The 15,834-nt window shown below is 65.9% G+C and carries 14 protein-coding genes; 7 read left to right on the top strand and 7 right to left on the bottom strand.

Features of this window, described 5'->3' with window-relative positions; translation table 11 throughout:
- Positions 1-63: 63 nt before the first annotated feature.
- Genes ACIPY3_RS21805 through ssd form a run of 4 tightly spaced genes read right to left on the bottom strand, consistent with a single transcriptional unit; the run spans position 64 to position 3,750 of the window.
- A complete protein-coding gene (locus tag ACIPY3_RS21805) occupies positions 64-666 on the bottom strand; it encodes a type II secretion system F family protein (RefSeq protein ID WP_400337378.1) in 603 nt (200 codons plus the stop codon).
- A complete protein-coding gene (locus tag ACIPY3_RS21800) occupies positions 666-1,457 on the bottom strand; it encodes a type II secretion system F family protein (protein WP_400337376.1) in 792 nt (263 codons plus the stop codon). Before ACIPY3_RS21800 ends, ACIPY3_RS21805 begins: the two co-directional genes overlap by 1 nt.
- Entirely contained in the window at positions 1,454-2,650 is a 1,197-nt protein-coding gene (locus tag ACIPY3_RS21795) for a TadA family conjugal transfer-associated ATPase (protein ID WP_400337374.1), read from the bottom strand. The genes ACIPY3_RS21800 and ACIPY3_RS21795 overlap by 4 nt, the downstream gene beginning before the upstream one ends.
- Positions 2,647-3,750, bottom strand: a complete 1,104-nt coding sequence (gene ssd, locus ACIPY3_RS21790; RefSeq protein ID WP_400337372.1) for a septum site-determining protein Ssd — start codon at positions 3,748-3,750, stop codon at positions 2,647-2,649. Before ssd ends, ACIPY3_RS21795 begins: the two co-directional genes overlap by 4 nt.
- A 123-nt stretch (positions 3,751-3,873) precedes the next feature.
- On the opposite strand from ssd, the gene ACIPY3_RS21785 reads away from it, so the two are divergent.
- From ACIPY3_RS21785 to ACIPY3_RS21775, 3 genes are all read left to right on the top strand, one after another.
- The gene (locus tag ACIPY3_RS21785; RefSeq protein WP_400337371.1) at positions 3,874-5,553 is read left to right on the top strand and encodes a bifunctional 3'-5' exonuclease/DNA polymerase; all 1,680 of its coding nucleotides are present in this window, start codon (positions 3,874-3,876) and stop codon (positions 5,551-5,553) included.
- A gap of 44 nt (positions 5,554-5,597) precedes the next feature.
- Complete coding sequence (locus tag ACIPY3_RS21780) at positions 5,598-6,521, top strand: CHAD domain-containing protein (RefSeq protein ID WP_400337369.1); 924 nt, start codon at positions 5,598-5,600, stop codon at positions 6,519-6,521.
- 138 nt (positions 6,522-6,659) lie between these two features.
- Positions 6,660-6,860, top strand: a complete 201-nt coding sequence (locus ACIPY3_RS21775) for a YegP family protein (protein WP_397325648.1) — start codon at positions 6,660-6,662, stop codon at positions 6,858-6,860.
- A gap of 29 nt (positions 6,861-6,889) precedes the next feature.
- Here the strand turns inward: ACIPY3_RS21775 and ACIPY3_RS21770 are convergent, their stop codons facing one another.
- Genes ACIPY3_RS21770 through ACIPY3_RS21760 form a run of 3 tightly spaced genes read right to left on the bottom strand, consistent with a single transcriptional unit; the run spans position 6,890 to position 9,919 of the window.
- On the bottom strand, positions 6,890-7,567 hold the full coding sequence (locus tag ACIPY3_RS21770) for an NUDIX hydrolase (RefSeq protein WP_400337367.1): 678 nt from the start codon (positions 7,565-7,567) through the stop codon (positions 6,890-6,892).
- The gene (nth, locus tag ACIPY3_RS21765; RefSeq protein ID WP_400337365.1) at positions 7,554-8,357 is read right to left on the bottom strand and encodes an endonuclease III; all 804 of its coding nucleotides are present in this window, start codon (positions 8,355-8,357) and stop codon (positions 7,554-7,556) included. The genes ACIPY3_RS21770 and nth overlap by 14 nt, the downstream gene beginning before the upstream one ends.
- Before the next feature lie 11 nt (positions 8,358-8,368).
- The gene (locus ACIPY3_RS21760; RefSeq protein WP_400337363.1) at positions 8,369-9,919 is read right to left on the bottom strand and encodes a hypothetical protein; all 1,551 of its coding nucleotides are present in this window, start codon (positions 9,917-9,919) and stop codon (positions 8,369-8,371) included.
- 471 nt (positions 9,920-10,390) lie between these two features.
- On the opposite strand from ACIPY3_RS21760, the gene acs reads away from it, so the two are divergent.
- The 4 genes from acs to ACIPY3_RS21740 all read left to right on the top strand — a co-directional run bounded on the left by acs (position 10,391) and on the right by ACIPY3_RS21740 (position 15,611).
- Positions 10,391-12,424, top strand: coding sequence for an acetate--CoA ligase (gene acs, locus ACIPY3_RS21755; protein WP_400337432.1), 2,034 nt, complete (start codon positions 10,391-10,393; stop codon positions 12,422-12,424).
- Positions 12,425-12,567: 143 nt separating this feature from the next.
- Positions 12,568-13,365, top strand: coding sequence for a DeoR/GlpR family DNA-binding transcription regulator (locus ACIPY3_RS21750; RefSeq protein ID WP_400337361.1), 798 nt, complete (start codon positions 12,568-12,570; stop codon positions 13,363-13,365).
- Between the two features lie 142 nt (positions 13,366-13,507).
- Positions 13,508-14,251 (top strand): ABC transporter ATP-binding protein, encoded by a 744-nt coding sequence (locus tag ACIPY3_RS21745; RefSeq protein ID WP_400337360.1) that lies wholly within the window; start codon positions 13,508-13,510, stop codon positions 14,249-14,251.
- 7 nt (positions 14,252-14,258) lie between these two features.
- Positions 14,259-15,611: an FtsX-like permease family protein gene (locus ACIPY3_RS21740; RefSeq protein ID WP_400337430.1), complete on the top strand. Its 1,353-nt coding sequence runs from the start codon at positions 14,259-14,261 to the stop codon at positions 15,609-15,611.
- Positions 15,612-15,834: the final 223 nt, after the last annotated feature.

Raw genomic sequence — 15,834 nt, 5'->3', positions numbered from 1 at the left:
TCCGATCGCCGCAAGTGGATAACCCCGGGGCCGACGAACGGTGTGGAGGACAAGTGCTTGAAGTCAGCCCGAAGGGAGCATGGCGATGAGTACGGGAACGATTCCCAAGCAAATAAAGGCCGGGAGGGAGCACAGGCCCAAAGGGACGACCAGTTTCACCCCCAAGGCGGCAGCACGTTTCTCGGCGGCGCGGAATTGTTCCCGCCGTTCCCTGGCGGCCTGCGCATAGAGAATGGACGCTGATGGTGCGCCGGTCAGTGCAGCAAATGCCAGCGCGTCGCGAAGCCGTTCGACATCCGGGGGTGGCTGGACCGGCAACTGCCACGCTGTCTCCCAGTCCGCGCCAATGGACAACGCTGCCACCACCGGTTTCAACGGCGCCCTGATGGTGGGCGTGGAGCTGGCCGCGATGAGTTCAAGTGCCCGCCCGATGCCTGCACCTGCGTCCAGCATGGAGGCGACCAACTCCAGCATCATGGCAACGTCGGTGAGTCCTTCGTCCATGGTCCCCGAAGCGCTGGTCCGAATGTCCCCTGGTGAAAGCGAGCCGTCGGGATCCGCACGAAGCACGAGCCGGGAGGTCGCCTCTGCCCGGCTTCGGCCACGGCCGTGGAACGCAACCAGTGCCGCCACAACGAGGATTCCCACCATAAGGAAGCCGACCATTACGGGCCTCCCGCGGCGGACGCCACGAGCCGGGACGACCACACCCTGCCGGCCACCGTCAGTAGCAGGCCAGCAGCCAGGGTTCCCATGCCCACGATGTTGCCCAGCAGGATGCCGAGTGGATCAACGCCCAGGGCCATACCAAGTACCAGGCCAAAAACCGGTAGCCAGGACAGCAGCCGGACCGTGGCCTTGGGCCCGGCCAGCGCCGTCTGACGGGCTGCTTCGGCATCCTCTTCGGCCTCCAGTTGCGCCGCAAAGCGTGTGAGAAGGTCGGCCAGGGGGCACCCGCTGATCTCCGCCACATCCAGGCAGGCGGCCAACTCCACCCATATGCGGCGCTCAACGTTGCCGCGGGGCGCATAGGCCGTGGCAACCGTCCTTCGGATGGCGTCCGCCGTCGAGCTTCCCACTGCCGATGCTGCCCTGGCTGCCCCAAGGACCCTTAAAGCTTCTTCGGAAATGGCCGCTGGCCGCAGGGAACGAGCCACCTGTCCATGGTTGTCCACCCGTCGTGCGGAATGGTGCACCTGCCACAACTCCTCCCACAACTGCGACGGTCCCCGGCCGCCGCGCAACAGTGAGGCAAGCTGCTGGACCAGGACCACCATGGATACCGGCCGGGCCGCGGGTGGGCGCCTGGCCACCAGTGCAGAGCGGATGTCCCGAAAACGGCGGGCGGGCCCACCTGGTGCGGAAACAGGCCCAAAGATCCTTCGGAGGGCAGGCCGCGGCCGACGCAGCTGCAGCCATGCGGCCACCGCGAGAACCAGGAACAGCACCATGGTCATTCGTTCCCGCTGAAACCCAGTTTGATGGCCAGCGACGGCCACCCAGGCCCCCGTTCCAGCCCGTCGGGATGCGATGTCAGAGCCGGGAGGACTCTCTGTAGCCCAGCAGTGTCCACGAGCACCCCGATCGAAGCGACCCTGCGGCCGGCGCTGGTCCGTTCAACGTGAATCACCACGTCAAGCGCGCTGGCAACCTGTAACCGAACGGCATCAGGATTCAGGCCGGCGAGCGCGCCCAGGGCAACCAGCCGAGCAGGTACTGCCTCGGCCGTGTTGGCGTGGATGGTTCCCCCACCGCCCGTGTGCCCGGTGTTCAATGCCGTCAGCAATTCCCGGACTTCGGCGCCCCGGCATTCTCCGACAATCAGGCGGTCGGGCCGCATGCGCAGTGCTTGGCGTACCAGTTCACCGAGATCCAGCGCGCCTCCGCCTTCGAGGTTCCCGTGACGGGACTCGAGGGTGACTACGTGGGGGTGGACGGGGTTCAGCTCTGCCGCGTCTTCTATCAGTACGAGGCGTTCGGAGGCGTGGCTCAGGCCCAACAGCGTGGACAGGAGAGTCGTCTTGCCGGATCCGGTGGCCCCGCTGACCAGGAAGCTCAACCGCCGCGCCACGATGGCCCGCAGCACTCCTTCCATCTGTTCACAGAACATTCCGCTGTGCCGCAGTTCTTGGAGGCCGAAGGTTTCCTCCCGTCGGATGCGTATGGACAGGAGCGTCCCGGCTGTGGAGATGGGTGGGAGCACGGCATGAACCCGGTAACCACCTTTCAGCCGGACGTCGACGCACGGGGAACCGTCATCCAGGCGGCGTCCCCCTGCGGCTACCAGCCTGGCGGCCAAGGACCTGACCTGCTGTTCATCCTCGAACCGGACGGTTGAGCGTTCCAACCCGTTTCCCCTGTCCAGCCACACCTCTCCGGGAGCGTTGACGAAGATGTCCGTGACATCTGGATCGTGGGCCAGGTGCTGCAGTGGCCCCAGCCCGTTGAGTTCTGCATTGATGGACTCTGCGGCCTCGAGCGCGCCAGCCGCTCCGAGCAGTTTGCCGCTGGCTTGGACCGCCGCGGCGACGGTGGAGGGCGTTACGGGGCCGTTGCCTGCCAAAACGGATTCCCTGACGGTTTCAAGGAGCACGGAGTCGAGTCGTCGCGATTGTCTCCTTCGGCCTCCGTTGAAGGACTGGCCGTTCACGGGTGCGCTCCGTCCACGTCCAGGAGAGCCTCCGCGAACCGGGTTACCGGCCGCCGGTGCCCCATGTCCAGCAAGCGGCCAAGCTCCGTAGCGCCCGCGACGCCACGGAGGGCAGGGACGGTCCCGGCAAGCGGCAGGCCCAAGGAATCGGCAATCACGTGGGCGTCAACCGAGGGAGCCGTACCTTCCCTGACCAGCAGTGCAGTATCCCCCGGCGGCAACTCATTGAGGGTCCGTGAGGCGGCCACGGCGGCCTTAAGGTGCGGCATGGCGAGCAGGAACATCTTGTCGCAGTCCCAGGCAAACGACCTGAGGGCCTCCAGACTCCGCCCGACGTCCACCACCACCAGTTCAAAACCCCGGCGTGCGGCATCCATGACTGCCGCGACCGAGGCAGTGTCCGGCGGCGGAACCGCATCCCGGACGCCGGGCCAGGACAGGAAAGTCAAACCGCCGGCGACCGGAAGCGACTCACGGAACTGGTTCGGATCGATGCTCCCCCGGGTCGCGGTGAAGTCGGGCCACCGCAGCCCGGGAAGATCCTGATCCGTGATCGCCAGTTCCAAGCCACCACCCCACGGATCGCCATCGATCAGGAGCGTGCTGGTTCCGAGTCCGGCAGCGGCCTGGGCCAACCAAATGGCGGTGGTGGTGGCCCCCGCACCTCCATGGCCGCCCACGATGCCAAGGACCGTACCACCGGGATCCGGCGCGAAGGAGAGGCTCAGGTGTTCAGCCAGCCACGAAGCCGCTCCCGGCAGCACCGCGACGCGTTCGGCGCCGAGGGCAGCTGCGAGTTGCCACAGCGCGTCGCCCTCGGCGGCCCGGCCCAGGAGCACCGCCGGTGCCCGCCGCCGTGGTGGAAGCTCCCTGACGTCGCTCCCCACCAGGACAACATCGGCCGTGTCCCACCCGTGCATTGCCTCTTCCATGCCCTCGGCGAGATGCAGCGTTCCACCTGAGGCCGCGACGATGCGGCGGGCTTCGTCCTGCAGGTACCCGTCGGCCGTGACCAGCAGGATGTCCGCACTGTTCTCCGGGGTCCAGGCTTGTGGCCCCTGCCTGTCTGTTTGCCCCTGCGCTCGTTGTCGCTTGCCCATGAAGCCACTCTGGTGGCCGGCGGCAGCGGCGCGTAAGCCATAGACACCCCCATGTGGACAACACCAGGAGGGCCGGGTCTGTGGAGGAACAGTGGAACCGCAGGACACGGCAGAATGGAGAGCATGTATTTGCTGCTCGCCGCCCACCAGGACGGCGCAGCCATACAAAGAATCTCCCCTTCCGGGAAGCCCACGGCCGACCCGCGCCTGGTCAGCCGTGGTGAGTTGCCCGGCGTCGTGCGTGAACTCGAAAGCCAGCGGCCCCGCTGGGTCTGGAACCGCGCGCAGGACTGGTACCCCGGGCTGTTGGCCGAGGGCGTGGAGATGGACCGCTGCCATGACCTGTCCCTGTGCGGTGCCATCCTGGCGAACTCAGCGATCACGGCCCACACCGAATTTGCCAGGAACGCGGAGAAACTCATCCAGGATGATGACACGGTGCCGCCCCGGACGTTGCTCCCGCAGCCCCCGCCCGTGGAGCAGGACGCTCTCTTCGACGATGTTGCTCCGGCCGGCGCCGGGCTGACGGAGCTCCGGACGGAGTTCGCGGCGCAGCAGGCAGCCGTCGCGGAAGTAGAGGGTCCGGAGAAGCAGCGGTTGCAGCTCCTGCTGGCCGCCGAATCGGCATGCGGAATCATCGCCGTGGAGATGCAGTTCGCAGGTGTCCCTTGGCGCGAAGAGCTGCACGAACAGATTCTCCGTGACGTCCTGGGCCCCCGCCCACCCCTTGGGCACCGGCCACCTGCGCTTGAGTCGCTGTGCAACGACTTACGCCAGATTCTGAAGTCCCCCACACTCAATCCAGATTCGCCGCAGGACCTCATGCGCGCCTTGCACCGCAACGGCATCGAGGTCAAAAGCACCCGACAGTGGGAGCTCCAGCAGTCAAACCATCCAGCCATCCCGCCGCTGCTCGCCTACAAGAAGCTCTCCCGCCTGCACACGGCAAATGGCTGGGCATGGTTGGATGCCTGGGTTCGCGGGGGCCGGTTCCACCCCGAATACGTGGTGGGCGGTGTGGTGTCCGGGCGATGGGCCTCGCGGGGTGGCGGTGCCCTCCAGATCCCCAGGAACATCCGGGCAGCGGTCCATGCGGACCCAGGGCACAAACTGATTGTCGCCGACGCATCCCAACTTGAGCCGCGGGTCCTGGTGGCCTTGGCCCAGGACACGAAGATGGCTGAGGCGGCCCGCGACAAGGACCTGTATGCCGGTATCGCCGCCCAGGGTTTCGGTGGCGACCGCCAAAAGGCAAAGGTGGCGCTGCTCGGCGCAATTTACGGCGCCACTACAGGAGAGTCCGGGCGGCTGATGCCGCAGTTGGCGCGTACCTATCCCCGTGCCGTGGGCTATGTGGAGCAGGCAGCCCGCGAGGGCGAGGCCGGACGCACGGTCACCACCAGGCTGGGAAGGAGCAGCCCGGCGCCGTCAGTTGGCTGGCTGCGGAGCCAGCAATCCACCACCGCCGAGGAGCAGCGGCGTGCGGACAACCTGGCACGCTCGCGGGGCCGCTTCACCCGGAACTTCGTGGTCCAGGGATCGGCAGCGGAATGGGCGGCCTGCTGGCTGGCGGAACTACGACGCCGGCTGCGTGCCTTGCGTGCCGAGGGATTGCCGTCCGGGGAACTCGTCTTCTTCCTGCACGACGAAGTCATGGTCCATGCCCCGGATGAGGCCGTGGACGCCTGCGTCCTGGCGATCCAGGAGTCCGCGAACGCCGCTAAAGAACTCATGTTCGGGCGCATACCCGTGGAGTTTCCGGTGAGCATTGCCGTCGTCGATTCCTACGACAAGACGAAGTAGCCGAACGCTTGTCCACCCGTGCCGCACGGCGGGAAACTGTCTCCATGGACTCGGAGGTCCGGGATTCCCTGGATGCGTATCTGGCCCTCCAACTCGCGGAGTTGGACGGTTGCCTGCCGCTCATTGCCGCTGCGGACCAGGAAGCCCTCCATGAAGCACGACTCGCCCTGCGCCGCCTGCGCTCCGTCCTGTCCTGCTACGGAGTGCACCTTCCGCGGGTTCCGGAAAGCACCCGGAAGGACATCCGTTGGCTGGCCCGGTCCCTCGGAGAGGCCCGCGACGACTACGTGTTGTCCCAACGGATGACGTTGTGGCTGGATGCGCCTGTCGCGTGGGTCTCAGCGGATGCCCTCCGGGCTGCCGTTTCAGGCCTGGTCGGTAGCAGCAACAACATTGCCCGGCGCGTCGCTGCGGATCCGCGGGCGAAGGAAACCCTGGACGCCGCAGCGCGGGCCATATTCACTGGGCCCACCCAGCAGGACAAAAGCAGCGCTCCCCACTTTGACGCCGCCGTCGCCCTGCTGCAGGTGGCTTGGGAAACGGCGCAGGGAAGCCTCTGGCGGGCATCGGCGGCCGGAACAAGGCGCAACGAACAACTCCATCAGGCCCGGAAGGACATCAAGGGACTCCGCTATGCGGTGGAGGCGATCGCCGGGGCCGTGGGCAGCGAGGCTTCCACCATCATCCAGGCCGCGATGACCCTGCAGCGGGCCCTCGGAGAGCAGCACGACAGTGTGGCCAGCCTGGCTTGGTTGTCGGGATTGACCGGACAGCCGGGATTGGATCCGGCGGACATCCACGAGCTGAGATCCATGGAACAGCGGCGCCTGGACCAGGCCGAAACGACCGTTCGGGAAGCACTCCGCGCCTCGCCGATCCCTGAACCGCGCCGCGTACTCCGGGCCGGAATCGCCCCGGGCACACTAGCCTCCGACCGGCCTTCCGACCAGTCACATAGCGCTTTGTGATGGAGAATGACCGTTCCGTGACGGGTACCCGGAAGTAACTTTAATTCGCTCCTCCTTCTGGATACGGTCTCTGTGTGGCGCGCAACACAAGCGCACACGCGACGCATGCAATGACGCATTGACGAGGGGGCAGCAACGATGGCTGGCAGGTTTGAAATTCTCAAGGACGGCGACGACGCCTACCGGTTCCGCCTCACCGCGGCCGACGGAACGGTGGTAGCCGAATCGCCTACGTTCAAGCATCTCAAAGGCGTGGTGGACGGCATCAATGCGGTCCGTGAGAACGCGGCCACCGGCCTGATTGTTGACCGTTCGACGGCGGCACGGCAGGCAGCCTGACAGCCCACCCGCTGCGGCGGGACAGGGCGTTAAAGATCGACGTCGTGGAACTTGCCTTCGTCCCACGGGACAGTCCAGCCGAGCTCATCGAAGAGGCCGCTGAGCACCATTCCCGTGAATCCCCAGACCAGGAGTCCGTTCACGGTGAAGCCCGGGCTGGTGTACGTTCGTCCGAAGCGGCTGATGGTGGCCGTAACGCGGTTGACCGGATCCAGGAGGTCCCGCACCGGCACACGGAAAACCTGGGCGGATTCGGCATAGTCCACCACGCGGATCGGCGACGGAGCATCCCACCAGGCCACCACGGGTGTCACCCGGAAGTTGCTGCGGATAAGTCCCAACTCCCGGATCACGCCCAGGACGCGGACGCCGTCGACATCCAGGCCCGTCTCTTCGACAGCTTCGCGCAACGCCGCGGCTACCACTGATTCGTCCTCGGGATCGACGCTGCCACCGGGGAAGGCCACCTGGCCGGGGTGGTCATCCAGGGTGTGGGCACGTTCAAGGAGGAGCACGTCCAGGTCCGCAGGCGCAATGGGGCGATCGGACTCGGCCGGGATGTTGTCCAGCTTGCCGAAGAGCATCAGCACGGCCGCAGCCCTGTTGGTCTCCTCGCTGACTGGCAGCTTGGTCCAATGCTCGGAGGTCCCTCCGTCACCCGATTCATAGCGGGCCACCAGGGCGGACAGGTCCTCAAACGCCGTCAACAGGCCTCCTTTGTGATTCCATGCGGATCTCGGCCGCACGGTGGGTCTCGGCGAGCAATCGCTCCAGCAACGCTTCGTTGCCGGGTGCGAGCTCGTACTTCAGGAGCTTGGCGGCCTTGACCGGGTCCGTCTCGCCATCGCCATAGCTTGGGCAGAGGCTGGCGACCGGGCACGCTCCGCATGCGGGTTTCTTGGCGTGGCAGATCCTGCGGCCATGAAAGACCACCCGGTGGGACAACATGGTCCAATCCCGTGGTTCGAAAAGGTCGGCTACGTCGAATTCGATCTTGACGGGATCGTCCGATTCCGTCCATCCGAAGCGGCGCGCCAGCCTGCCGAAGTGGGTGTCCACGGTGATGCCCGGGACGCCGAAGGCATTGCCCAGGACCACATTGGCCGTCTTGCGTCCGACGCCGGGCAAGGTCACCAGGTCCTCGAGGCGGCCCGGCACCTGGCCGTCGAACTCATCCACCAGCCGCGTGCTGAGGGCAAGGACGTTGCGCGCCTTGGCCCGGAAGAATCCCGTGGGTTGCAGGATGGCTTCCAGCTCCGTGGGGTCTGCCTCGGACAGTGCCCGGGCGTCCGGGTACCGGGCAAAGAGGATCTTGGTGACCTGGTTGACCAAGACATCGGTGGTTTGGGCGGACAGGACCGTGGCCACCACCAGCTCGAACGGATTGCGGAAATCCAATTCGGCGTGGGCGTACGGATACTTCTCCGCGAGGACCTTGTTGATCCTGCGGGCCCGGCGTTTGACGGCGAGCGGTGAACCAGCTGCGGTGATGGCCACGGTGTACTGTCCTAGCCGCGTTCGATGTTGCTGAGTTCCCGCAGCACCCCGACCTTGCCGTCGGTGTCCTGTACCAGGAATTCGTGGCCGCGGTCTTCCAGCGCCAGGACCCACCCACCGGGCTCGATCACGAACGCGGGGGCGCCTGTCCGTTCATCGAAAGCTGTCCGGGGCTGGCCTACGGCAAACCAGAAAGCCTCGTAATGCGGAGCGTCGTGCGATTCCTCGGGACGGCTTGCGGGGTCAACCGTAGCGCCGATGGAGTCGGTCACCGCCCGGGTGTCCTGCGAGACAATCGGTGTTGCCATGGTGGCAGCCCAGGAACGCTCACCGGAAGGCTGCTGGGCGGCGGGCTGGGTCTCAGCCGGTTGCGCCTGCTGGGACGGGGCCTGCTGGGCGTGCTGCGTGGTTGCAGCTTCCTGTGCAGACTCGGACTTTTCGGGCTGGGCTCCGGCACCCTGCTGGGCGCCGGTCGCGGGAGGGGTTGCCGCACCTTGCTGGGCCACGGCTTGCTCAGCGCCAGTCTGCTGCACGCCGGTGCCGGGCTGGGCTGCCGAACCCTGCTGGGCCACGGCTTGCTCAGCGCCAGCCTGCTGCGCGCCGGTTCCCGGCTGGGCTGGCTGCCCTGCGCCACTCCGGGGTACGGCGGGCGAAGCCTGGGTTGCCGGCGAACCTGTTGTCGCGGGGCCCGGCTGCGGTACCTGACCCTGCTGTGCCGCTGCATGCGTGGCGGCACCCGCAGCGGCCGCGCCAGGGGTCACCGGCGTACCGACACCGTGCGGCGCCTGACCGTTATAAGGCATCTGACCGTTGTACGGAGCAGTGACGCCGTAAGAAGCGGGGGCTGACGCCTGCCCACGCGAGTCCGCCGAATGTACGACGCCGGAAGCCTCACCTGACTGCTTCGGCGTGGAACCACGCAATCCGGGAATGGAGAATCCGGGGGAAGACTTTCCTTCCTTGGCCGGCTTCGGTTCCTTGGGAGCCGACGGCTTGCGGGTGGGCACGGCAGCGGGGCGGGCCACGAGATGGGCTGGAACGTCGGCGCGGCCCTTGAAGTCTGCCGACAGGAATGGCAGGTGCGGCCCCAAAACCGTTGCGGCAAGGAGTCCGAGGGATCCGATCAATCCCAACAACGCACTGCCGTTAAAGGACATAGCGACAGTAAGGAAGAACAGCGTAGTGGCGAAGGCAGCTGTCACGGATGCGAACTGGTCAATGGACAAGGATCCGGCACGGACCTTGATGTCCGGCCGCAAGCGTCGGGCGACGAACAGCGCCACGACGACGGCCGGGAGGATGATCCCCAGCAAAAGGAAGAAGAGACTCCCGATGTTCCAGAGGTTGAAGATCCCGCCGAACATCGGCAGCAGGGAAGCAACGAACATCAAAAGCACGGAACCGAAAACGGTGAGGTCGCGAACAGTAAAAGGACCCACGACGGCGTCGTACTTGGCGGCTGCGCCGGGAGCATCCTGGCTGCCTGATGGGGTGGCAGTTCCAGCCTTGGTGTCCGGTCCCGCAGTCTGCGATTCGTTTGGGCCTGGTCTCAGCTGGTTCATCTCTATCTCCTTCGTGCGGCGTCGTCTTGGACAGTCCGGACCGGTCATCCGCAGCATCTGGCGGCACAACCTGACACGCCTCTGGGCGTCCCCAAGACTTATTCAGCCTATGCCACCCCACAGACAGTCTTCTAGCTGAAACCGGCCGTTCGGCTTCGCCCTCAGCTAACTCCAAGGTGCCTTACAGACAGTCAAGGGAGACTGTGACGCCCGACGACGAAAGCACCTACCGCCGTCGTCGTCATGTAAGCGGTTCCCCGGCAGCAGAGGCGCCGTTCGGCGCCGAATCTGTACCGCTTACTGGCGGGTTTGTGACCACGCACACGTAGGACCTCCCAAAGCGATAGTGTTGGGGGCGGACAGCACTGCGGCGCGGCTCGCGGGACCCAAGCACGACGCCGGACCCCGGCCCGGGCGCGGACCTTGAGGCCGTGTCTGCGCAGCAAAGATCGATGAATGATGAGGTTCACCATGTCCCAGGACACCAACGGATCCACGGCCACCGCTGCAGCGACGACTGCTGGAAGCGGACAGGCACCCCATGTCGAGGCCATTGAAAACCTTCTTCATGAGAACCGGAAGTTTGCGCCGTCGGCTGAGTTCGCGGCGGATGCAGTGGTAGCGGCTGACGAGTACGCCTTGGCCGACGCGGACCGTCCCGCGTTTTGGGCGAAGCAGGCGCGTGAGTTGCTGAGTTGGGACAAGGACTTCACGGAGGCGTTGGATTGGTCCAACCCGCCGTTTGCCAAGTGGTTCGTGGGCGGCGAGGTCAACGCCGCGTACAACGCGTTGGACCGGCACGTGGAGAACGGGCTCGGGGACCGGGTTGCGATCTACTTCGAGGGCGAACCCGGAGACACCCGCACGTATACCTACGCCGAACTCACCGAAGAAGTGAAGAAGGCAGCCAACGCGTTCGAAGCGCTCGGCGTGGCCAAGGGCGACCGCGTGGCCGTGTACCTGCCCATGATCCCCGAAGCCGTCATCACGCTACTGGCGTGCGCCCGGATCGGCGCCGTGCACTCGGTGGTGTTCGGCGGGTTCTCCGCGGACGCATTGCGGTCCCGCATCGAGGATGCCGAAGCCAAGCTCGTCGTCACCGCCGACGGCACCTACCGCCGCGGTAAGCCCTCCCCGCTCAAGCCCGCCGTGGACGAAGCGCTCTCCAAAGAAGGACACACCGTCGAAAACGTCGTGGTGGTCAAGCGCAACTGCGAGGACGTCAACTGGGTCGACGGCCGGGACCTGTGGTGGGACGAGACCGTGGGCGCCGCTGGGACCGAGCACACCGCCGTCGGGCATGATTCCGAGCACCCTTTGTTCATCCTGTACACCTCCGGCACCACGGGTAAGCCCAAGGGCATCCTGCACACCACCGGCGGGTACCTCACCCAGGCCGCCTACACCCACAAGGCAGTGTTCGACCTCCACCCGGACACCGACGTGTACTGGTGCACCGCCGACGTCGGCTGGGTCACCGGCCACTCCTACGTCACCTACGCACCACTGATCAACGGCGCCACCCAGGTCATGTACGAGGGCACCCCGGACTCCCCGCACCAGGGCCGCTGGTGGGAAATCGTGGAGAAGTACAAAGTCTCCATCCTCTACACCGCCCCCACCGCCATCCGGACCTTCATGAAGTGGGGACGGGACATCCCCGGCAAGTACGATCTCTCCTCCATCCGCGTCCTGGGCTCCGTGGGCGAACCCATCAACCCCGAAGCGTGGATGTGGTACCGCGAAGTGATCGGCGGCAACGGCGGCACCAAAGCCAACCCCGCCCCGATCGTTGACACGTGGTGGCAGACCGAAACCGGCGCGCAGATGATCGCGCCCCTGCCCGGAGTCACGGCCACCAAGCCCGGCTCCGCACAGGTCCCCCTGCCCGGCATCGCCGTGGACGTCGTGGACGAAAACGGCGCCTCCGTGGCCAACAGCGAAGGCGGCTACCTCGTGGTCCGCGAACCGTGGCCCTCCATGCTCCGCGGTATCTGGGGCGACCCGGAACGGTTCAAGGACACCTACTGGTCCCGGTTCGAGGGCATGTACTTCGCCGGCGACGGCGCCAAGAAAGACGAAGACGGCGACGTCTGGCTCCTGGGCCGGGTGGATGACGTCATGAACGTCTCCGGCCACCGCCTCTCCACCACCGAAATCGAATCCGCCCTGGTCTCCCACCCGTCCGTGGCCGAGGCAGCCGTGGTCGGCGCCGCGGACGAAACCACCGGCCAGGCCGTGGTCGCGTTCGTCATCCTCCGCGGGGACGCAGTGAACAACGGCGACGAAACCGTCCTGGAACTGCGCAACCACGTCGGCAAGGAAATCGGCCCGATCGCCAAACCGAAGCAACTCCTGATCGTCCCGGAACTGCCCAAAACCCGCTCCGGCAAGATCGTCCGCCGCCTCCTGAAGGACATCGCAGAAGGCCGCGACACCGGCGACGCCACCACCCTGGCCGACCCCTCGATCATGACCCAGATCGCCGAATCGCTCCGTAAGTAGCGTCCCGACTTCCACGCAGCGCCCGACGGCGTCGCCCACCCCCGGTGGTGAGCGACGCCGTCGTCGTTTATTCCGTTGCCGGACGCCCGCGCGCCCTAGACTGTAGCCAGACCTACCAGACGAGGCTCCCCAGAAAGGTCCTGATGCTCCAGGCAGCACGCCATTCCGCCATCATCGACGCCGTCCAGCGTGAGCGCGTGGTGCGCGTCTCGGACCTCGCCCAATTGCTGGGGGTCTCCCCCATGACCGTGCGGCGGGACATCGAGGCACTGGAGGAAATCGGCCGTGTTGAGCGCATCCACGGCGGTGCCAAGCTACCCGGAGATGCCAGCACCCACGAGCCCGGGTTCGAGCTCAAGTCCACCCAGCTGACCGTGGAGAAGCACGCCATTGCCGTTGAGGCTGCCTCGCTGGTCCAGGAAGGCATGGCGATTGGGCTGAGCGCCGGAACCACCACGTGGGCGCTTGCGCAGGAGCTGGTGCATGGGCCTCGGATTACCGTAGTGACCAACTCCGTGCGCATTGCGGATCTGTTCCATCACGGCTCGTCCTCGGGACCGGGACGTTTTGGCTCCACCGTGATCCTGATCGGCGGCGAGCGCACGCCATCGGACGCCTTGGTGGGTCCGATCGCCACGTCATCGCTCAAGCAACTGCACCTGGATGCCCTGTTCCTCGGCGTCCACGGCATGGATGCCCACGCGGGATTCACCACCCCCAACCTGCTGGAAGCCGAAACCAACCGGGCTTTCATGGCCTCGGCCCGCAGCACCGTGGTCCTTGCCGATCACAGCAAGTGGGGCGTAGTGGGCATCGCCTCGATCGCTGGCTTGGATGAGGCGGACGAACTCATTACGGATTCGTTGTTGGGTGACGACGCCCGGCGTTTGCTGGAGGACAACGTGGCGAAGTTGCGGATCGCGTCTGCCGAACCCAACTAGGTCGCAATTGTGCGCGTTTTGAGCGGTCAAAACGCGCACAACTGCGACACAGTTGGGTCTCATACCGCGGGTGGAGGGCATCCCGCGTAGTTCAGCCACCGGGTTGACGCCTGCGCCCCCGCGCTTTGGGGATGCTGGATGTATGAACGCCATCCTCCACGCCCAGCAACTCACCAAGCATTACCCCGGCAGCATTGCCCTGGATCACGTCGACTTCACGGCGCAGGCAGGCGAATCCATTGCCATCATCGGTCCGTCGGGTTCCGGCAAGACCACCCTTCTGCACTGCCTCGCCGGGATTTTGAGGCCCGACGCCGGTTCGGTCACCTTGCAGACCCCGTCGGCGCCGCTGCGCTTGGATTCCCTCAGCGACGGCGCGTTGTCGAAACTGCGCCGCGAGGAATTCGGTTTCGTGTTCCAGCAGGGCATGCTGCTGCCGGAATTGACAGCCGTGGAGAACGTTGCGCTGGCTCTCATGCTCAATGGAACGGACCGTAGGACTTCCGAAGCACGCGCTGCCGAATGGCTTGGGGCTTTGGGACTGGCCGGCATGGAACAGCGGCGCCTCGGCGAGCTCTCGGGAGGGCAGGTCCAACGGGTGGCGATCGCCCGGGCACAGGTAACGGGCGCCCGGGTGGTCTTCGCCGACGAACCGACCGGCGCCCTGGATTCGGCCACCTCCGGCGAGGTCCTCGAGGTCTTGCTGCGATCGGTGGCCGCCAACGGAAGGACGCTGCTGGTGGTCACCCACGACCCCAACGTGGCTGCCCGCTGTGGCAGGATCGTTGAGCTTCGCGACGGCAGGATCGTAGCGGACAGCGCCGGGCCAGTGGCACCCTCTCCTGCTGCGGCTCCCATCAACTTCAAGGGAGCTTTCAATGTCTAGCCTCGGCATGGCCATCCGGCTGACTCCCTACGTAGCCCGCAGCAGCGGAGGCTTGCGGGAGTCGGGCCTTCGCGACGCAGGGCTTCCCGTCCTGGCTTTCGGTACGGTCACCGCGTTGCTGCTCACAGTGGCCGGCGGTTCGCAGGTTTTCTGGTCCTGGAATGACTCGATCGCCGGCACCTACCAAGCGTTGGCCGTCGTCGCGATGGTCCTCCTGATAGTTCCGTTGCTGACGCTCGGCGCCTCGGCAGCCCGACTCGCCGCCCGCCGTCGTGATGACCGCTTGGCCTCCCTGCGCCTGCTGGGCGCCAACAGCGCAACCGTCGTGTGGATGACCGTCATCGAGTCCACGGTCCTAGCGGCAATCGGCGCCGTGGCGGGTGCGGGGCTCTACGCGTGCATGGCGCCGTTCCTTGGGCTGATCCAGTTCCGTGGACATGCCATCGGCTCCTACGCCTGGTTGCCGCTACCCGCGATTCTGATGTGCATCGCCGCCGTCTGCCTCCTCGCGGCGGTCAGTGCCGCCTTGGGACTGAGGAAGGTGGTGGTAACGCCGCTTGGCGTCCGGACCAGGCAAACGGCCGACGGCGCGCACTGGGTCCGCGGCCTGGTGGCGGCTTTGGTGGTGGTCGTCGGGGTCGTGGCGATGGGGATGCTCAGCAGCTTTGGCGCTTTCATCGTGATCATTGCGGTGATGGGTGGCTGCTTTGGTCTGGCGTTGCTGGCACTGAACCTGATGGGGCCCTGGGTCCTGCGCTTACGGGCATCCGCCCAACTGAAACGAGCTCGCCGACCGGAGCAACTGTTGGCCGCCCGGACCGTCCTGGAAAGCCCGAAGGAGTCGTGGCGGCAAGTTGGGGGCGTCGCGATGACCAGTTTTGTCGGTGTATTCGTGGGAGTGGGCATGGCGGTAGCGGACACGATGGGTGGAAGTGCGGGTGATGAAACCGCGCTGCTGGTACGCGATATCAACACCGGAATCATGATCACACTGCTGGGTTCGTTCCTCATGGTTGCGTGCTCGGCCGGTGTGAACCAGGCAGCCGCAGTACTGGACCGGGCGTCAACGCTCGTTGCCTTGGACCGCGTGGGAATGCCCCGGAAACTCATGGTCGCTGCGCGGGTCAGGGCAGTGATGTCGCCCTTGTTCCTGGTTGCCGGGATTTCCGCTGCTGCTGCGGCGGCGTTGGTGCTTCCTTTGACCGGGATGGTGCTGTTGACGCAGCCTGTGGTGTTCCTGACCATTGGTGCGGTGTTCGCTGCCGGGTTCCTGCTGGTCCGCCTGGCTGTCGCCGCGGGCACGGCCCAGATCAGCCAGGTCCTCGCCCGCCCGGAACGCTACGCGAACACGGACTCCTGACGCTCTCTCACCAAACCCCCCTCCCCGGGGAACGCTCTCTCACCAAACCACCCCTTTTTCCAATCGCTCTCTCACCAAACCACCCCTTTTTCCAATCGCTCTCTCACCTGTGGCCTCTTCCCGGCCGCCTGCGGTCGTCAAGTTTCTGAGACAGGTTCGTTGTTTGTTTTGGTTAGGCGGCCAGGGGTTGCCGGGCGCGGGTTTGGTAGTTGGTGTGTGCTTT

The sequence above is a fragment of the Paenarthrobacter sp. NPDC089714 genome (genome assembly GCF_044748905.1).
Lineage (GTDB): Bacteria > Actinomycetota > Actinomycetes > Actinomycetales > Micrococcaceae > Arthrobacter.
Note: the sequence above shows the minus strand (reverse complement) of the source record. Positions and strands in the feature narration are given on the sequence as shown.

What these genes read in the sequence shown, in the direction of transcription:
- ACIPY3_RS21740 (WP_400337430.1), top strand. Translation starts at nt 14,259, where the DNA reads ATGGCCATCCGGCTGACTCCCTACGTAGCCCGCAGCAGCGGAGGCTTG.
- ACIPY3_RS21775 (WP_397325648.1), top strand. Translation starts at nt 6,660, where the DNA reads ATGGCTGGCAGGTTTGAAATTCTCAAGGACGGCGACGACGCCTACCGG.
- ACIPY3_RS21800 (WP_400337376.1), bottom strand. Translation starts at nt 1,457, where the DNA reads ATGACCATGGTGCTGTTCCTGGTTCTCGCGGTGGCCGCATGGCTGCAG.
- ACIPY3_RS21780 (WP_400337369.1), top strand. Translation starts at nt 5,598, where the DNA reads ATGGACTCGGAGGTCCGGGATTCCCTGGATGCGTATCTGGCCCTCCAA.
- ACIPY3_RS21745 (WP_400337360.1), top strand. Translation starts at nt 13,508, where the DNA reads ATGAACGCCATCCTCCACGCCCAGCAACTCACCAAGCATTACCCCGGC.
- ACIPY3_RS21750 (WP_400337361.1), top strand. Translation starts at nt 12,568, where the DNA reads ATGCTCCAGGCAGCACGCCATTCCGCCATCATCGACGCCGTCCAGCGT.
- ACIPY3_RS21785 (WP_400337371.1), top strand. Translation starts at nt 3,874, where the DNA reads ATGTATTTGCTGCTCGCCGCCCACCAGGACGGCGCAGCCATACAAAGA.
- ssd (WP_400337372.1), bottom strand. Translation starts at nt 3,750, where the DNA reads ATGGGCAAGCGACAACGAGCGCAGGGGCAAACAGACAGGCAGGGGCCA.
- ACIPY3_RS21805 (WP_400337378.1), bottom strand. Translation starts at nt 666, where the DNA reads ATGGTCGGCTTCCTTATGGTGGGAATCCTCGTTGTGGCGGCACTGGTT.
- ACIPY3_RS21760 (WP_400337363.1), bottom strand. Translation starts at nt 9,919, where the DNA reads ATGAACCAGCTGAGACCAGGCCCAAACGAATCGCAGACTGCGGGACCG.
- acs (WP_400337432.1), top strand. Translation starts at nt 10,391, where the DNA reads ATGTCCCAGGACACCAACGGATCCACGGCCACCGCTGCAGCGACGACT.